Origin of the sequence: Arenibaculum pallidiluteum, assembly GCF_017355985.1 — a bacterium.
Lineage (GTDB): Bacteria > Pseudomonadota > Alphaproteobacteria > Azospirillales > Azospirillaceae > Arenibaculum > Arenibaculum pallidiluteum.
Window position 1 is genome coordinate 381,710 of the sequence record NZ_JAFIQU010000002.1, and the last position, 12,859, is coordinate 394,568.

Annotated in this window: 15 protein-coding genes; 9 read left to right on the plus strand and 6 right to left on the minus strand. The window is 73.5% G+C overall.

Translation table 11 applies throughout. The features are described 5' to 3' along the window. Nucleotides 1–24 precede the first annotated feature (24 nt). The 4 genes from JUB13_RS05800 to JUB13_RS05815 are packed head-to-tail and all read left to right on the plus strand — an operon-like array spanning nucleotide 25 to nucleotide 4,650. Nucleotides 25–1,989 (plus strand): TonB-dependent receptor plug domain-containing protein, encoded by a 1,965-nt coding sequence (locus JUB13_RS05800; protein ID WP_207477840.1) that lies wholly within the window; start codon nucleotides 25–27, stop codon nucleotides 1,987–1,989. Continuing rightward, nucleotides 1,989–2,873 carry an ABC transporter substrate-binding protein gene (locus JUB13_RS05805; protein ID WP_207477841.1) on the plus strand — a complete coding sequence of 295 codons (885 nt, stop codon included), beginning with the start codon at nucleotides 1,989–1,991 and terminating at the stop codon, nucleotides 2,871–2,873. The genes JUB13_RS05800 and JUB13_RS05805 overlap by 1 nt, the downstream gene beginning before the upstream one ends. Next, a complete protein-coding gene (locus tag JUB13_RS05810) occupies nucleotides 2,870–3,871 on the plus strand; it encodes a FecCD family ABC transporter permease (RefSeq protein ID WP_207477842.1) in 1,002 nt (333 codons plus the stop codon). The genes JUB13_RS05805 and JUB13_RS05810 overlap by 4 nt, the downstream gene beginning before the upstream one ends. 23 nt (nucleotides 3,872–3,894) lie before the next feature. Further along, the gene (locus JUB13_RS05815) at nucleotides 3,895–4,650 is read left to right on the plus strand and encodes an ABC transporter ATP-binding protein (RefSeq protein ID WP_456237108.1); all 756 of its coding nucleotides are present in this window, start codon (nucleotides 3,895–3,897) and stop codon (nucleotides 4,648–4,650) included. 25 nt (nucleotides 4,651–4,675) lie between these two features. Here the strand turns inward: JUB13_RS05815 and JUB13_RS05820 are convergent, their stop codons facing one another. Further along, the gene (locus JUB13_RS05820; RefSeq protein WP_207477844.1) at nucleotides 4,676–5,551 is read right to left on the minus strand and encodes a LysR substrate-binding domain-containing protein; all 876 of its coding nucleotides are present in this window, start codon (nucleotides 5,549–5,551) and stop codon (nucleotides 4,676–4,678) included. A gap of 89 nt (nucleotides 5,552–5,640) precedes the next feature. Between JUB13_RS05820 and JUB13_RS05825 the strand changes: the two genes are divergently transcribed. From JUB13_RS05825 to JUB13_RS05835, 3 genes are read left to right on the plus strand one after another with little or no spacing between them, the layout of a single operon-like run. Continuing rightward, entirely contained in the window at nucleotides 5,641–6,750 is a 1,110-nt protein-coding gene (locus JUB13_RS05825) for a 2-aminoethylphosphonate--pyruvate transaminase (RefSeq protein WP_207477845.1), read from the plus strand. 29 nt (nucleotides 6,751–6,779) lie between these two features. Continuing rightward, nucleotides 6,780–7,610 carry a phosphonoacetaldehyde hydrolase gene (gene phnX, locus JUB13_RS05830; RefSeq protein ID WP_207477846.1) on the plus strand — a complete coding sequence of 277 codons (831 nt, stop codon included), beginning with the start codon at nucleotides 6,780–6,782 and terminating at the stop codon, nucleotides 7,608–7,610. A gap of 8 nt (nucleotides 7,611–7,618) precedes the next feature. Beyond that, nucleotides 7,619–8,464, plus strand: a complete 846-nt coding sequence (locus JUB13_RS05835) for an EamA family transporter (RefSeq protein ID WP_207477847.1) — start codon at nucleotides 7,619–7,621, stop codon at nucleotides 8,462–8,464. Nucleotides 8,465–8,481: 17 nt separating this feature from the next. Here the strand turns inward: JUB13_RS05835 and JUB13_RS05840 are convergent, their stop codons facing one another. The 5 genes from JUB13_RS05840 to JUB13_RS05860 all read right to left on the minus strand — a co-directional run bounded on the left by JUB13_RS05840 (nucleotide 8,482) and on the right by JUB13_RS05860 (nucleotide 11,662). After that, a complete protein-coding gene (locus JUB13_RS05840) occupies nucleotides 8,482–8,967 on the minus strand; it encodes an AAA family ATPase (RefSeq protein WP_207477848.1) in 486 nt (161 codons plus the stop codon). A 26-nt stretch (nucleotides 8,968–8,993) separates the two neighbouring features. After that, a complete protein-coding gene (locus JUB13_RS05845) occupies nucleotides 8,994–9,860 on the minus strand; it encodes an MOSC domain-containing protein (RefSeq protein ID WP_207477849.1) in 867 nt (288 codons plus the stop codon). A 41-nt stretch (nucleotides 9,861–9,901) separates the two neighbouring features. Then, nucleotides 9,902–10,519 (minus strand): pyridoxamine 5'-phosphate oxidase family protein, encoded by a 618-nt coding sequence (locus JUB13_RS05850; RefSeq protein ID WP_207477850.1) that lies wholly within the window; start codon nucleotides 10,517–10,519, stop codon nucleotides 9,902–9,904. Nucleotides 10,520–10,664: 145 nt separating this feature from the next. Beyond that, nucleotides 10,665–10,811 carry a hypothetical protein gene (locus tag JUB13_RS05855; RefSeq protein ID WP_207477851.1) on the minus strand — a complete coding sequence of 49 codons (147 nt, stop codon included), beginning with the start codon at nucleotides 10,809–10,811 and terminating at the stop codon, nucleotides 10,665–10,667. Nucleotides 10,812–10,894: 83 nt separating this feature from the next. Continuing rightward, nucleotides 10,895–11,662: a YkgJ family cysteine cluster protein gene (locus JUB13_RS05860; RefSeq protein ID WP_207477852.1), complete on the minus strand. Its 768-nt coding sequence runs from the start codon at nucleotides 11,660–11,662 to the stop codon at nucleotides 10,895–10,897. Nucleotides 11,663–11,830: 168 nt separating this feature from the next. Between JUB13_RS05860 and JUB13_RS05865 the strand changes: the two genes are divergently transcribed. Then, complete coding sequence (locus JUB13_RS05865) at nucleotides 11,831–12,523, plus strand: AzlC family ABC transporter permease (protein ID WP_207477853.1); 693 nt, start codon at nucleotides 11,831–11,833, stop codon at nucleotides 12,521–12,523. Continuing rightward, nucleotides 12,513–12,821 carry an AzlD domain-containing protein gene (locus tag JUB13_RS05870; RefSeq protein ID WP_207477854.1) on the plus strand — a complete coding sequence of 103 codons (309 nt, stop codon included), beginning with the start codon at nucleotides 12,513–12,515 and terminating at the stop codon, nucleotides 12,819–12,821. Before JUB13_RS05865 ends, JUB13_RS05870 begins: the two co-directional genes overlap by 11 nt. Nucleotides 12,822–12,859 lie beyond the last annotated feature (38 nt).

Below are 12,859 nucleotides of genomic sequence, written 5' to 3' on the forward strand. Positions count from 1 at the left end.
CACCTCTGCCGCCCGAGGTCTCCCATGCATGATTGCGCCGGACTGCCGGCCCGTTTCGCCACCACAGCGCGTCTTCGCACGCTCCTGGTGCTCGCCCCCGTCGCCGGCGCGGCATCGCTGCCGTCCCTCGCCTGGGGACAGGAGCCGCCCGCGGCGCCCGTACTGCTGGATCCGGTCTCTGTCACGGCCAACCTCGTGCCCACGACGGCCGAAGCGGTCGGCAGCGCGGTGACGGTCTTCCGCGCCGAGGAGCTGGAGGCGCGCCAGACCCGGACCGTCGCCGACGTGCTGCGCGAGGTTCCCGGCGTCGCCCTCAACCGCTCGGGCCCTGCCGGGCAGCTCACGCGGCTGCGTATCCGCGGATCCGAAAGCAACCAGACGCTCGTCGTGATCGACGGGATCAAGGCCAACGACCCCTCGGCCGAATCCGAGTTCGACTTCGCGCATCTGATGGCCGAGGAGGTCGACCGGGTCGAGGTCCTGCGCGGCCCGCAAAGCGCGCTCTACGGCTCCGAGGCGCTCGGCGGCGTCGTGAACATCGTGACCAGGCGCGGGGCCGGGCGCCCCGGCTCCGGCACAGGCGCCGAGGCCACGGCGGAGGGGGGCTCCTTCGGGACGCGCCGCGGCCACGCGGCCGTCGGCAGCTCGGGAGAGACCTACGATTTCCGGCTCGGCGGCATGGGCTTCCGGACCGACGGCGTCTCGGTCGCGGACGCGCGAAACGGCAATACCGAACGCGACGGCTACCGCAACACCACCGGCTTCGCGAGCTTCGGCCTTCGGCCCTCCGAGCGGCTGGAGCTCTCGCTGGTCGGCCGGTACACGGACTACCGGACGGAGACCGACGGCTTCGTGGGCGGCCCGGGCGCCGTCGACGACGATTCGGACACGGTCGGCCGGCAGCTGTTCGGGCGGGCCGAGGCGAAGGCTAGGCTGCTCGACGGCCGCTGGGAGCATGTGGCCGGCGCCTCGGTGGCCGACCACGACCGCGACTATCGCGGCGCCGGGGCCGTGACCGCCCGCTACGAGGGGCGGACGACGCGCCTCGACTACCGGACCAGCCTGCTCTTCGACACCCCGGCCGCGGCCGATGCCGCCCATGCCGTGACGCTGGCGGTCCAGCGGGAGCGGAGCGAGGCGGTCTCGACCAGCGCCTGGTCGAGCTTCGAGCGGTCGATCGATTCGACGGGCTTCGTCGGCCAGTACCAGGCGACCCTCCTCGAGAGCCTGACGCTGACGGGCGCGCTGCGCCACGACGAGAACGAGCTGTTCGAGGACGCCACGACCTACCGCCTGACCGGCGCCTACGCCATGGCGGAGACCGGGACGAAGCTGCGCGCCTCGCTGGGCACCGGCGTCAAGAACCCGACGCTGTTCGAGCTCTACGGCTATACCGGCACCTACCGGGGCAACCCCGCGCTCGCCCCGGAGCGGGGCCGCGGCTGGGATTTCGGCGTCGAGCAGGAGGTTCCCGGCCTTCCCATGCGCGTCGAGGCCACCTGGTTCGACCAGCGGATCTCCGACCTCATCACGGGGACAGGGATCAGCTCGGTCAACCTGCCGGGCGAGTCGCGGATCCACGGCCTCGAGCTCGGCCTGTCTGCCCGGCCCGTCGAGGCGGTCACCCTCCGCGCCGCCTACACCCTCGCCCAGGGCGAGGACGCGACCGGCGCCCGGCTCGTCCACCAGCCCCGCCACGTCGCCAGCCTGGACGTCACATGGCGTCTTCTCGACGACAGGGCGACGGCGAATCTCGGCGTCGTCTACAACGGACGGCAGGACGACTGGGCCTATGACGCGGCCTACGACAGGTCGATGCTGGGATTGGAGGGCTATACGCTCGTGAACCTCGCGGCATCCTACCGGGTCACGGAGACGACCGAGCTCTTCGGCCGGGTCGAGAACCTCTTCGACGCCCGGTATCAGGAGGTCTTCACCTACGGCGCCCCGGGCCGCGCGGCCTATGCCGGGCTGAGGATCGCCTATTGATGGCCAGGCGGCTCCTCGGTGTGGTGCTGGCCGGACTGGTGCTGGCCGGATTGGTGCCGACCGGCCCGGCGCTGGCCTCGTCCAGGACCGCCGCGGCGGGACCGCGGCGCATCGTGTCGCTGAACCTGTGCGCGGACGAGCTCCTGGTCCGCCTCGCCGACCGCGAGCAGATCGCCTCCGTGACCTGGCTCGCGCGCGATCCACGCGCCTCGACCGTAGCGGCGGCGGCCGCGGACCTGCCCGTCAACCACGGCATGACCGAGGAGATCGCGGCGGCCCGGCCGGACCTGGTGCTTGTCGGCCGGCACACGACGCGGACGCCGGTCGCCCTGCTCCGGCGGCTCGGCATCACGGTCGTCGAGCTCGACCTTCCGCGCAGCCTCGATGACGTGCGCGCCCAGATCCGCGCGGTCGCCGCGGCCGTCGGGCACCCCGCGCGCGGCGAGGCGGCGGTCGCGGCGCTCGACCGCCATCTCGCCGCCGTGGCCGCCCCTGCCCCCGCCCCTGATCCTGGACCCGTGCCGGGCGCGCGGGCCCTGGTCCTGCGCCCGGCCGGGTACACGGTCGGGCCGGGTTCGCTGGTGGACACGATCCTGGAGCGGGCAGGCCTGCGCAACGTCGCTGCCGAGCTCGGCATCGACGGCTACGGCCAGGTCCCGCTGGAGACCGTGGTCATGGCGGGCGCGGAGGTGCTGGTCGTGGACGGCGAGGCGGAATCCCCGTCGCTGGCGACCGAGATCCTGGGCCATCCGGTGATCGGCCGGCTTGCGGGCCGCGTCAGGCTGGTTCCGGTTCCCGTGCGGCTCTGGGCCTGCGGCGGCCCGCAGGTCGCCGACGCGGTCCGCATTCTGGCCGCGGCAGCCCGCCAGGATTCCGCGCCATGAGCGGGCGGGGCCGGCACGGCCTGCTCGCCACGGCGCTCGGCGCCCTCGCGCTCCTGTGCGCGGCGGCCTCGACGATGGTCGGCTACGCGCCGCTCGACGTGGCCGCCGCCGCAGGGGATCTCCTGTCCGGCCGCGACACGCTCGGGGCGCTGGTCCTGCTCGAGCTGCGGGTGCCGCGCGCGCTGCTCGGCCTGCTCGTCGGCTTCAGCCTGGGGATCGCGGGGGCCGCGATGCAAGGGCTGCTGCGCAACCCGCTGGCGGAGCCCGGCATCGTCGGCGTCTCCGGCGCGGCGGCCCTCGGCGCCGTGCTGGTCTTCTACTTCGGCGCGGCCGGCGCCTTCTCCCTGGCCCTGCCGCTCGGCGGGATCGCGGGCGCCGCGGCGGCGGCCGGCGCGCTGCTCGCGCTCGCCCGCGGGAACACCGGCACGACGGCTCTGATCCTGGCTGGCGTTGCGGTCAACAGCCTTGCGGGCGCGCTGACCTCGCTCGCCCTGAACCTGTCGCCGAGCCCCTATGCGGCGCTCGAGATCGTGTTCTGGCTGATGGGCTCACTGGCCGACCGCAGCCTGGCGCATGTCGGACTGGTCATCGCCCCCATGGCCGCGGGATGGCTGCTTCTCCTGCGGGCGGCGCCCGCACTGGACGCCCTGACGCTCGGCGAGGACGTGGCCGCGAGCCTCGGCTTCGATCTCCGCCGTCTGCGCGCCGGGCTGATCGCCGGCACCGCCCTGGCCGTCGGCAGCGCCGTCTCGGTGAGCGGCGCGGTCGGCTTCGTCGGCCTCGTCGTGCCGCATCTCCTGCGCCCGCTCGTCGGGCAGAAGCCGGGACAGCTGCTCCTCGTCAGCGGGCTCGGCGGCGCCGTGCTGACCCTGGTCGCGGATACGGGCCTTCGCCTCCTGCCGGTTCGGCCCGAGCTCAAGCTCGGCGTCGTCACCGCCATCCTGGGCGCGCCGTTTCTCCTGCACCTCCTGCTGCGGACGAGGAACCCGAACCCGTGAACATCGAGGCGCGCGGCATCACCGTGGAGAAGGGCGGATCGGCGATCCTGTCGGGCCTCGACCTTTCGGTCCGCCCTGGAGAGCTGCTCGGGCTCGTCGGGCCGAACGGGGCCGGCAAGTCGACGCTCCTGCGCGTGCTGGCGGGGATCGAGCCTCCGACGGCAGGCGCCGTCCTGTACGACGGCGCGCGCAGCGTCGGCGGACCGGCCCTCGCGCGGCGGCTCGCCTATCTCCCGCAGGGCGGAGAGGTGAACTGGTCCGTGACCGTCGAGGACGCGGTGGCGCTCGGCCGTCTCCCGCATCGGGGCCTCGACACTGCGCGGGACGCGGCGGCCATCGCGGCGGCCATGGCTGCGACCGGTGTGGCTGCGCTGAAGGACAGGCGCATCGATACCCTGTCGGGCGGCGAGCGCATGCGGACGCTGCTTGCCCGGGCGCTGGCGGTTGAGGCCGAGATCCTTCTGGCCGACGAGCCCATCGCGGCGCTGGACCCGGCAAGCCAGCTCGACGCCATGGCGCTGCTGCGGCGCCTGGCCCGGGCCGGCACCGGCGTGGTGGCGGTGCTTCACGACCTCTCCCTCGCAGTCCGGTGGTGCGACCGCCTGGTGCTGATGGCCACGGGCTCGGTGGTCGCCGAGGGTGCGCCCTCCGCGGTCCTGGACGCTCGCAACCTGGCGGAGATCTTCGGGATCGAGGCCCTCCGCACGGAATGGGAGGGACAGCCCGTCGTGGTGCCCTGGCGCCGCGCCGAACGCACCGGCCGCACCGGACCAGGTTGAGGCCGGGCGCGGCGGCCGCGGCTCCTCAGGCGGCCAGCTCGCGCGCGATGTCCAGGAAGGCGCGCACGACCGCCAGCCGCCGGCGCTCGCGCAGGCAGACCACGGATTCCTCCATCACCACCGGCGCTCCGGCGATGGGGACGGCAGACAGCCGCCGGTCCTCGACGAACTCGGCGGCCGAGACGTAGCCGACCCCGAGCCCCGCCGCGACCGCCTCCAGCACCGCCTCGCGGCTCTCGATCTCCAGCACGGCGGCGGGCACGATCCCGGCCTCGGCCAGGGCGCGCTCGACCAGCAGGCGCGTCATGGAGCCCTGCTCGCGCTGGACCAGGCGTTCGGCCCGGATCTCGTCCAGGGGGACCGCGGCCCAACCGGCGAAGCGATGGTCGCGCGGCACCAGCAGCATCACGGGGTCCCTGCGGAAGGGCAGGACGGCGAGGCGCGGATCCGCGGGATCGCCGGCCAGCACGGCCACGTCGATCCGGGTGTCCAGCAGCCCCTGCAGCAGATTCCTGGAATTGCCGACCGACAGCGTCACGGTCGGGCCAGGATGGCGGCGGGCGAAGGCTGCCAGCAGCGGAACGGCGTGGAACGGCCCGTCGGCCCCGATGGCGAGGGTCCCGCCTTCCAGGTGGCGCACGCCGGCCAGCAGCTCCAGCGCCTCCTGCTCGGCGGCGAAGAGGCGGCGCGTCACGGCGAAGAGGCTCTGCCCGATCTCGGTCGGCGTCACCGAGCGCCGCGACCGGTCGAGCAGCGTGACCCCGTGGGCCGCCTCCAGCGCCCGGACCTCCTGCGAAAGCGTCGGCTGCGTCACGTTCAGCAGGCGGGCCGCCCGGGTGAAGCTGCCCTCGGCCGCGACCGCGTGGAAGGCACGGAGATGGGCATGGTTTATGGATGCCATCTATGCCTGCATAGACAGAATGGATTTGAGCAATGCTAGGACGGGTGGTCTCATCGGTCCAGCCCTTCAACCGGTTCCGAGGCGTGCCCATGTCCGACCCCTTCCTGCTGACGCCCGGCCCGCTCACGACCTCGGCCACCGTGAAGCAGGCGATGCTCCGGGACTGGGGCTCCAGGGACGGCGCCTTCATCGCCATGAACGCCCGCGTCCGCGAGCGTCTGGCCGGGCTCGCCGGCGCCGGCGAGACCCATGTGGCGGTGCCGCTGCAGGGATCCGGCACCTTCGCCGTCGAGGCGATGATCGGCACGCTGGTGCCGCGCTCGGGAAAGCTGCTGGTGCTCGTGAACGGCGCCTATGGGCACCGCATGGCGCGCATGGCCGCGGTGATGGGGCGCGCCGTCGCCATCCTGGAGGTGCCGGAGGACCGGCCTGTCGATCCCGCCGCGCTCGACCGGGCGCTGGCTGCGGACACCGCGCTGAGCCACGTGGCCGTCGTCCACTGCGAAACCACCTCGGGCATCCTGAACCCCGTCGCCGAGGTGGCCGGCATCGTCGCGGCCCACGGGCGCGCGCTGCTGATCGATTCCATGAGCGCCTTCGGCGCGCTTCCCGTCGATGCGCGGACGGTTCCCTTCACGGCGCTGGCTGCGTCCTCCAACAAATGCCTAGAGGGCGTTCCGGGCATGGGCTTCGTGATCGTGCGCCGGGACGCGCTGGCGGCGGCCGGGGGCAACGCCCATTCACTGAGCCTGGACCTCCACGACCAGGCCCGCGGCTTCGAGGCCAATGCCCAGTGGCGCTTCACCCCGCCAACCCATGTGCTGGCCGCCTTCTCCCAGGCGCTGGACGAGCATGCGGCCGAGGGCGGCGTCGAGGGGCGCGGCGCGCGCTATGCCGGCAACTGCCGGATCCTGGTCGAGGGCATGCGCACCCTGGGCTTCCAGACGCTGCTGCCCGACGCGCTGCAGGCCCCGATCATCGTGACTTTCCGGATGCCGCGCGACCCCGCCTTCGCCTTCCAGGCCTTCTACGACCGGCTGCGCGAGCGCGGCTTCGTGATCTACCCCGGCAAGCTGACGGTGGCCGACAGCTTCCGCATCGGCTGCATCGGCCGCCTCGGCCTGGCCGAGATGCGCGCCGCCCTCGACGCAGTCCGCGCGACGCTGGCCGAGATGGGCGTCTCCTCCGGCGCCCCCTGAAGCCCGCCCATCCCACTGGAGAAGGCATCATGAGCCACACCTACACGCGGCGCTACACGGGGCCGCTCAGGGCCGTCATCCTGGATTGGGCGGGGACCACCGTGGATTTCGGCTGCCTCGCCCCCGCCGCCGCCTTCATGGAGGCCTTCCGCCAGTCCGGAGTGGAGATCACGCTGGAGCAGGCGCGCGCGCCCATGGGCATGGCCAAGTGGCACCACATCCAGGCCATCACGCGCATGCCCGCCGTCGCCGCGGCCTGGACCGGGCGCCATGGCGCCGCGCCCGGCGATGCCGATGTGGACGCGCTCTACGAACGGTTCCTGCCCCTGCAGGTCTCCGTCGTCGGCGAGCATGCCGGGCTGATCCCCGGCGCCGCCGAGGCCGTCGCGGCCATGCGGGCGCGCGGCCTCAGGATCGGGTCGACGACAGGCTATCCGCGGGTGGTCATGGACGTGGTCGCGGCCGCTGCGGCCCGCCAGGGCTACGAGCCCGACTGCACGGTCTGCGCGGGCGAGACGCCGCTGGGCCGCCCCGGTCCCTTCATGGCGCTGAAATGCCTGATCGAGCTCTCGGTATCGCCGGTCGAGGCCTGCGTTAAGATCGGCGATACGACCGTCGACGTCGAGGAAGGGCTGAACGCCGGCATGTGGACCATCGCGGTGGCCGACACCGGCAACGAGGTCGGCCTGCCGCTCGATGCTTGGCAGGCGCTGGACGCGGGGCGCCGGGCCGCCCTGAGCGCGGCGGCCGTGGACAGGCTCCGCCGGGCCGGAGCCCACTACGTGGTGCCCAGCCTGGCCGAGGCCCTGCCGCTGCTCGACGCCATCGAGGCCCGCCTCGCCCGCGGCGAGAAGCCCTGACCGGGACCATGACGCTGCCCCTGGCGGGGCTGGTGCTGCTCTCGGCGGCGCTGCACCCGCTGTGGAACGCGCTGGTCAAGCGCGACGCCAGCCCCGCAGGCGCCTTCCTCGGCCTCGCCGCGGTGCTGGCCGCGATCGGCCTGGTCCAGGTCGCGGCGGGCGGCGGCGCGATCTGCCCGCCGCCGGGAACCTGGCCGCTCCTGGCCGCCTCGGTCGCGGGCCAGACGGTCTACGGCGTCGCCCTGGTGACGGCGCTGCGGCGCGGCGACCTGTCGGCCTACTATCCGCTGGTGCGGTCATCCCCTGTCGCCATCGTGGCCTATGGCTGGCTGTTCGAGGGACAGAGCTACGGCTGGCCCCTGCTGGCCGGGATCGCCCTGGTCCTTGCCGGGGGCTACGCCCTCCAGACCGGCCCAGGCCGGCGGGTGCACGATCCGCGGACGCTTGCGGCGGCGGTGATCGCCATGCTGGGCACCGCCGTCTACTCGGTGGCGGACGGAGCCGCCATGCGGCACATGACGCCCGAGGCGCTGCTGTTCTGGACACAGCTCGGCGCGATCCCGCCCCTCACCCTGGGGTTCCGCCTCGCCGGAGCTCCGATCCGCGGCGGCGGCCGGGGCGCCCTGCCGCGGGCGCTTGCCGGGGGCGCGATCAGCTATGCGTCATACTACCTGATCCTCCTGGCCTACGGGCTCGGCGGCGACGTCGCGGCGGTCGCCAGCGTGCGCCAGGCCTCGATCCCGATGGCCGTGCTCGTCGGCGCCCTGTGGTTGGGCGAGCCGGCGCTGGGCCGGCGGCTCGGCGCCTCCCTGCTGGTGGCCTTCGGCATCGTGCTGATCGTGCTCGGCCGATAGGCCGCCCGGGAACCACCTCACAGGCGGCTTTGGGGCTCGATCGTTTCGATACCGATGAAGCCTTCGTCGGGCGACGGCGGCTCGTAATGCTTCCGGAACGAAAAGAAGGCGACCGGGGGCAGCGGCTTGTCAGCGCGCAGGGCAGCGCGGCGCCGGCACTCCTGGATGGGCACCGCAAAGCAGACGGCGAACTTGTCGTGGTTCGGAAAGAACGCCATGCGGCGGGCACGCTCGGCCCGCGTGCCGTTGGTCATGTCCAGGACCACGTCGTCCGACGAGGCGCCGGCCTCGGCAAGCGCCGCGAGCAGCCGTCGCGAGGCGGTCTTGGCGAAGCGCCGCAGCGCCTTGTCGTAGGGAAGGCGGCCGGCGTTCAGCCGCTCGACCTCGGCATCGCGGGAGATCACGCGGATGGCCGGGTCGGCCGCCGCCAGCCGCGCCGCATAGGTGGACTTCCCGGATCCCTGCATGCCCACCAGCACGATCAGCCGGGGCCGCGCGGGCATGCCGAACCCCCGCGACCGATCCGCGCTCAGTCCGCCGGCGCGGCGGTGCGGTCGGCCTTGCGCAGGACCGGCCAGGGCTCGCGGGTGGCAAGGACCTCGACCGCGTCGCCCACGCGCAGCATCCCCTGCCCGCGCGGTACCGCGTTCCAGCCGAAGAGCAGGCCGGGCACACGCCCGTCGCCGGACCGGCGCAGCCTGCGCAGCATCTTCAGCGGCTCGTCCCCGGCAACGACGCCCAGTGTCTGGTCGGTGGTGGTCATGACGCAGCGGGCGCAGGGCTTCACGAGATCGAGCTCGATCCCGCCGACCGACAGGCGCGCCCAGCCGTCCTCGGCCCAGTGCATGCTGCCCTCGACCACGAGGTTGGGCCGGAACCGCCCCATATCCACCGGCGCCATCGCCTCGCCGCCGGCGGCGCGTAGCGCCTCCAGCGAGGCCGTGGTCGTCACCAGGAGGGGGAACCCATCGGCCAAGCTGACCCGGTCGCCAGCCGCGCCCCATTCCGCGCTGACCGGGCGGATGGTCCCGGTGGGCTGGTGGACGAGGCGCAGCGGCAGGCCGCACAGCCGCGACAGCCAGGGTGCGGCGGCCGGCGCCTGCGGCAGAACGAGGTCGTCGCGCCAGACGCGCACGGCGATGTGCGGCGCATCCGGCCCCGGCACCGGGACCGCGAGGCTTTCGCCGTCGAGGGAGAGGCGAAGCCCGCCCTCCTCAGGCGTCGCCTTCAGCCGGGCGAGCATCGGCAGCGCCCGCTGGGTGACGAAGGCGCCATCCGCATCGACGACCATCCAGCGCCGGTCGCCGGCAAGCCCGTCCGGCCGCAGCTCGGCTTCCTCCAGGGCGATGCCGGCGCCGCTCTTCACGGGATAGATGCTGAGACTTGCGAGGCGCATGGCTCCGGCCCTCCTGCCGCGTTCGGTTCAGTAGGTTCGGTTCAGTAGAGTGTTTGGCGCACCCGGTCGGGCAGCGCGCGGTCGTAGGCTTCGCCGTCGAACCCGGCGGCCAGCTCGGCCAGGATGCGCCCAGGGGTCGGCACGGCGGCGCGCTCCACATGCCCCGCGGGATCCCAGAGCCGCGCGCGCACCACGGCGCGCGAGCACTGGAAGAAGACCTTCTCTACGCGGATCACCAGCACGGTGCGCGGCGCCTTGCCATCCACGACGAAGCGCTGGAGCAGCGCCGGCGCGGCCGAGATGGCGGCGCGGCCATTCACCCGCAGCGTCTCGCCGATGCCGGGGATCAGGAACAGCAGGGCGACTCGCGGATCGCCGACGATGTTCCGCAGGCTGTCGATGCGCTCGTTGCCGCGCCGGTCCGGCAGCAGCAGCGTGCGCTCGTCCTCCACGGCGACGAAGCCGGGCTGGTCACCGCGCGGAGAGGCGTCGAGCCCCTCAGGCCCGTTGGTGGCGAGCACCAAGAAGGGCGAGGACTCGACCATGGCCCTGTAGCCCGGCGTGAGCCGGTCGGTCTCCTTGCGCAGCGACGCCTCGCCCGGCGTGCCGTAGAGCCGCTCCAGCGCGGCCAAGTCGGTGATCAGGTGCTCGTCGGCCATGCCCCCTCCCGGCCAGGTTCGGCGGGCGGAGCATGCCCGGGCCGGAGCCGCGCGTCCACCCGCCCGTCGCGCCCGGGAAGAGCGGGCGGCCGCGCGGGTGGCGCAGAGGGGTGGTGCAGAGAAGGTGCAGAGAAGTCGCAGGGACTTAGCTGGGATGCCCCTCGGACTCGTCCTCCTGCCGGTTCTGCTGGTCCTTGATCTCCGGCAGCTTCTCGATCTTGCGCTCGTATTCCTTCTGGCCGGGGCTTTCGGTGGCCTCGTCCGGCGCTTGTCTGAGCTGGTCGTTGCCCATCGGCGTCCTCCTGCGCGGGCGGTGGAGAACCGTCAACAGGAGGCGCCGCGAAGCATCGCGCGCAGATTACCCCGCGGCACGACTCAGCGGACGGGCGCCGTGATCCCAAGGGTACGCGCTGCCGCCCGGGCACGATCGGCGGCGCGGGGCTGCCCCTCGGACGCGACGGGCGCGAACACCTCGCGCCCCGCGCGCCAGGCCTCGAACGTCCCCTCGAAATCGGCCATGGCCGCGGCGAGCGCCGGGGCCAGCTCCACGTCGTCGGCCTGGAGACCGTGCTCGACCGCCGCGAGATCGGCGCCGAGACGCATCGCCGCCGCGATCTCGGCGCTCTCCGGCACGATGGGGATCGGCTTTCCGGGAAGGCCCCGACGGCGCTTGTCGAGATCGCCTTCGCATGCGGTCCGGCTGCCCGAGAGATGGCCCGCGCAGGCACCTGGCCGCACGGGATAGACCGTGCAGCGGCGCCCGGCCAACAGCGGGCACGGGCCCACCCTCCCGCGGACCGGCCGGCCGCGATCGCGCTCGGCGGCGCCCCGGACCCGGTCCAGGAGCGCCGCGTGGGCGCCTGGCTCCAGCGACGCCCTGAGCCAAGCCGCGATCACCAGCACCTCGGCCGGCGCGGCAAGGACGGTGTTGTGGCAGCAGGCCGCGCAGCCCGGCGCGCAGGCGATGCGCTCGCCCGGAGCCATCATGCCGCGGATCGCAGCGTTATAGTGATCCTGCGCCTCGTTGCGCGAGAGGGCATTGGCCGAGAGCGCCGTGATCTCCGCCCCGGCGTCCAGCACCTCTCCCAGGTTCCGCCGGGCCAGCTCGACCATCCGCCGCGCCCCCTCCGGATGGAGGCCCATGGACCGCTCCTTCACCTTGGACGCGCCGCCGCGGCGCGCTCCTCCGGCGCGAGGATAGCGCACCGGCGCAACACCGGAAGCCGGCTTTGCCCGCGATCGGATATCCGTATGGATGGGCGCCGACCCTTCCTGTACGCCTTGATCGTCGAACGGGGAGAGAGGGCGGGAATGGGGCGTTGGACGGACGGGGTCGGCCTGGGGCTCCGCTGGGGCATGCCCTTCGTCATCAGCACCGGTCTTTCCGGCATGGTCTTCGGCTGGCTCAGCGCGCAGAAGGGGATCTCGCTGACCCTCGCCTCGCTGATGAGCGCGATCGCCTTCTCCGGAACGGCGCAGCTGACCACCATCCAGTTCTGGGGCGACGCGCTGCCGTTGGCCGCGATCCTGCTGGCCGCGGCTTCGGTGAACGCGCGCTATCTCGCGATGGGCGCCGTGCTGCGGCCGCTGCTGGCCCCAGGCGGGGGCCACCGGCCCGGCCCGCGCCATTACGGGCTGATGGCGCTGCTGACGGATCCGGGCTGGGTGCTCGCGCTCAAGGCTTCGCAGACCGGCCGCGACACCTGGGGCGTGCTGCTCGGCAGCAGCCTGGGGATGTACGTGGCCTGGATCGCCGGGACCACCATCGGCCACGTCCTGCCGAAGCCGCCCGAAGGCTATCTCGCCACGGCCGCGGGCTTCCTGACCCTGACCATGTTCGCGGTGATGCTGCCGGATCTCTGGAAGGGCCGGCGCGACCTTCCGGGCTGGGTCGTGGCGGTGCTCGTCGCGGCGCTGGCCCTGCCCTGGATCGGAACGAGCTGGGCCGTGCTGGCGGGCGGCTTCACGGGAGCCCTGGTCAGGATGGCCGGCGATGAGCGGTGACGCCATGGCCGTCGGGACCATCCTGGCGCTCGGGCTCGTCTGCTTCCTCGCCCGCGCGGCGGGGTTCTGGGCCGCGGGCATCATGCCCCTGCCGGGCTGGCTCCTGCGCCTGCTGAAGCACCTGCCGGGAACGCTGCTGGCCGCCATGGTGGCGGCCAGCGCGCTCGCCTCGGGCGGGCTCGCGGGTCCCTGCGGCGCCGTGGTCGGCGCGCTCGCCATGACGGCAACGCGCAACGCGCTGCTCTCCGCCTTCGCGGGCGCGGGGGCCGCGGCGCTGGTGGTCGCGGCCGGCGCCTAGGAGCCGCCTGCTCGGCCCGGGCAGGGCAATTTCCTTCA

Bases quoted from the DNA above. Each gene is read 5' to 3' on its own strand.
- JUB13_RS05800 (WP_207477840.1), top strand. From the start codon at position 25: ATGCATGATTGCGCCGGACTGCCGGCCCGTTTCGCCACCACAGCGCGT.
- JUB13_RS05805 (WP_207477841.1), top strand. From the start codon at position 1,989: ATGGCCAGGCGGCTCCTCGGTGTGGTGCTGGCCGGACTGGTGCTGGCC.
- JUB13_RS05810 (WP_207477842.1), top strand. From the start codon at position 2,870: ATGAGCGGGCGGGGCCGGCACGGCCTGCTCGCCACGGCGCTCGGCGCC.
- JUB13_RS05820 (WP_207477844.1), bottom strand. From the start codon at position 5,551: ATGGCATCCATAAACCATGCCCATCTCCGTGCCTTCCACGCGGTCGCG.
- JUB13_RS05825 (WP_207477845.1), top strand. From the start codon at position 5,641: ATGTCCGACCCCTTCCTGCTGACGCCCGGCCCGCTCACGACCTCGGCC.
- phnX (WP_207477846.1), top strand. From the start codon at position 6,780: ATGAGCCACACCTACACGCGGCGCTACACGGGGCCGCTCAGGGCCGTC.
- JUB13_RS05835 (WP_207477847.1), top strand. From the start codon at position 7,619: ATGACGCTGCCCCTGGCGGGGCTGGTGCTGCTCTCGGCGGCGCTGCAC.
- JUB13_RS05840 (WP_207477848.1), bottom strand. From the start codon at position 8,967: ATGCCCGCGCGGCCCCGGCTGATCGTGCTGGTGGGCATGCAGGGATCC.
- JUB13_RS05845 (WP_207477849.1), bottom strand. From the start codon at position 9,860: ATGCGCCTCGCAAGTCTCAGCATCTATCCCGTGAAGAGCGGCGCCGGC.
- JUB13_RS05850 (WP_207477850.1), bottom strand. From the start codon at position 10,519: ATGGCCGACGAGCACCTGATCACCGACTTGGCCGCGCTGGAGCGGCTC.
- JUB13_RS05855 (WP_207477851.1), bottom strand. From the start codon at position 10,811: ATGGGCAACGACCAGCTCAGACAAGCGCCGGACGAGGCCACCGAAAGC.
- JUB13_RS05860 (WP_207477852.1), bottom strand. From the start codon at position 11,662: ATGGGCCTCCATCCGGAGGGGGCGCGGCGGATGGTCGAGCTGGCCCGG.
- JUB13_RS05865 (WP_207477853.1), top strand. From the start codon at position 11,831: ATGGGGCGTTGGACGGACGGGGTCGGCCTGGGGCTCCGCTGGGGCATG.
- JUB13_RS05870 (WP_207477854.1), top strand. From the start codon at position 12,513: ATGAGCGGTGACGCCATGGCCGTCGGGACCATCCTGGCGCTCGGGCTC.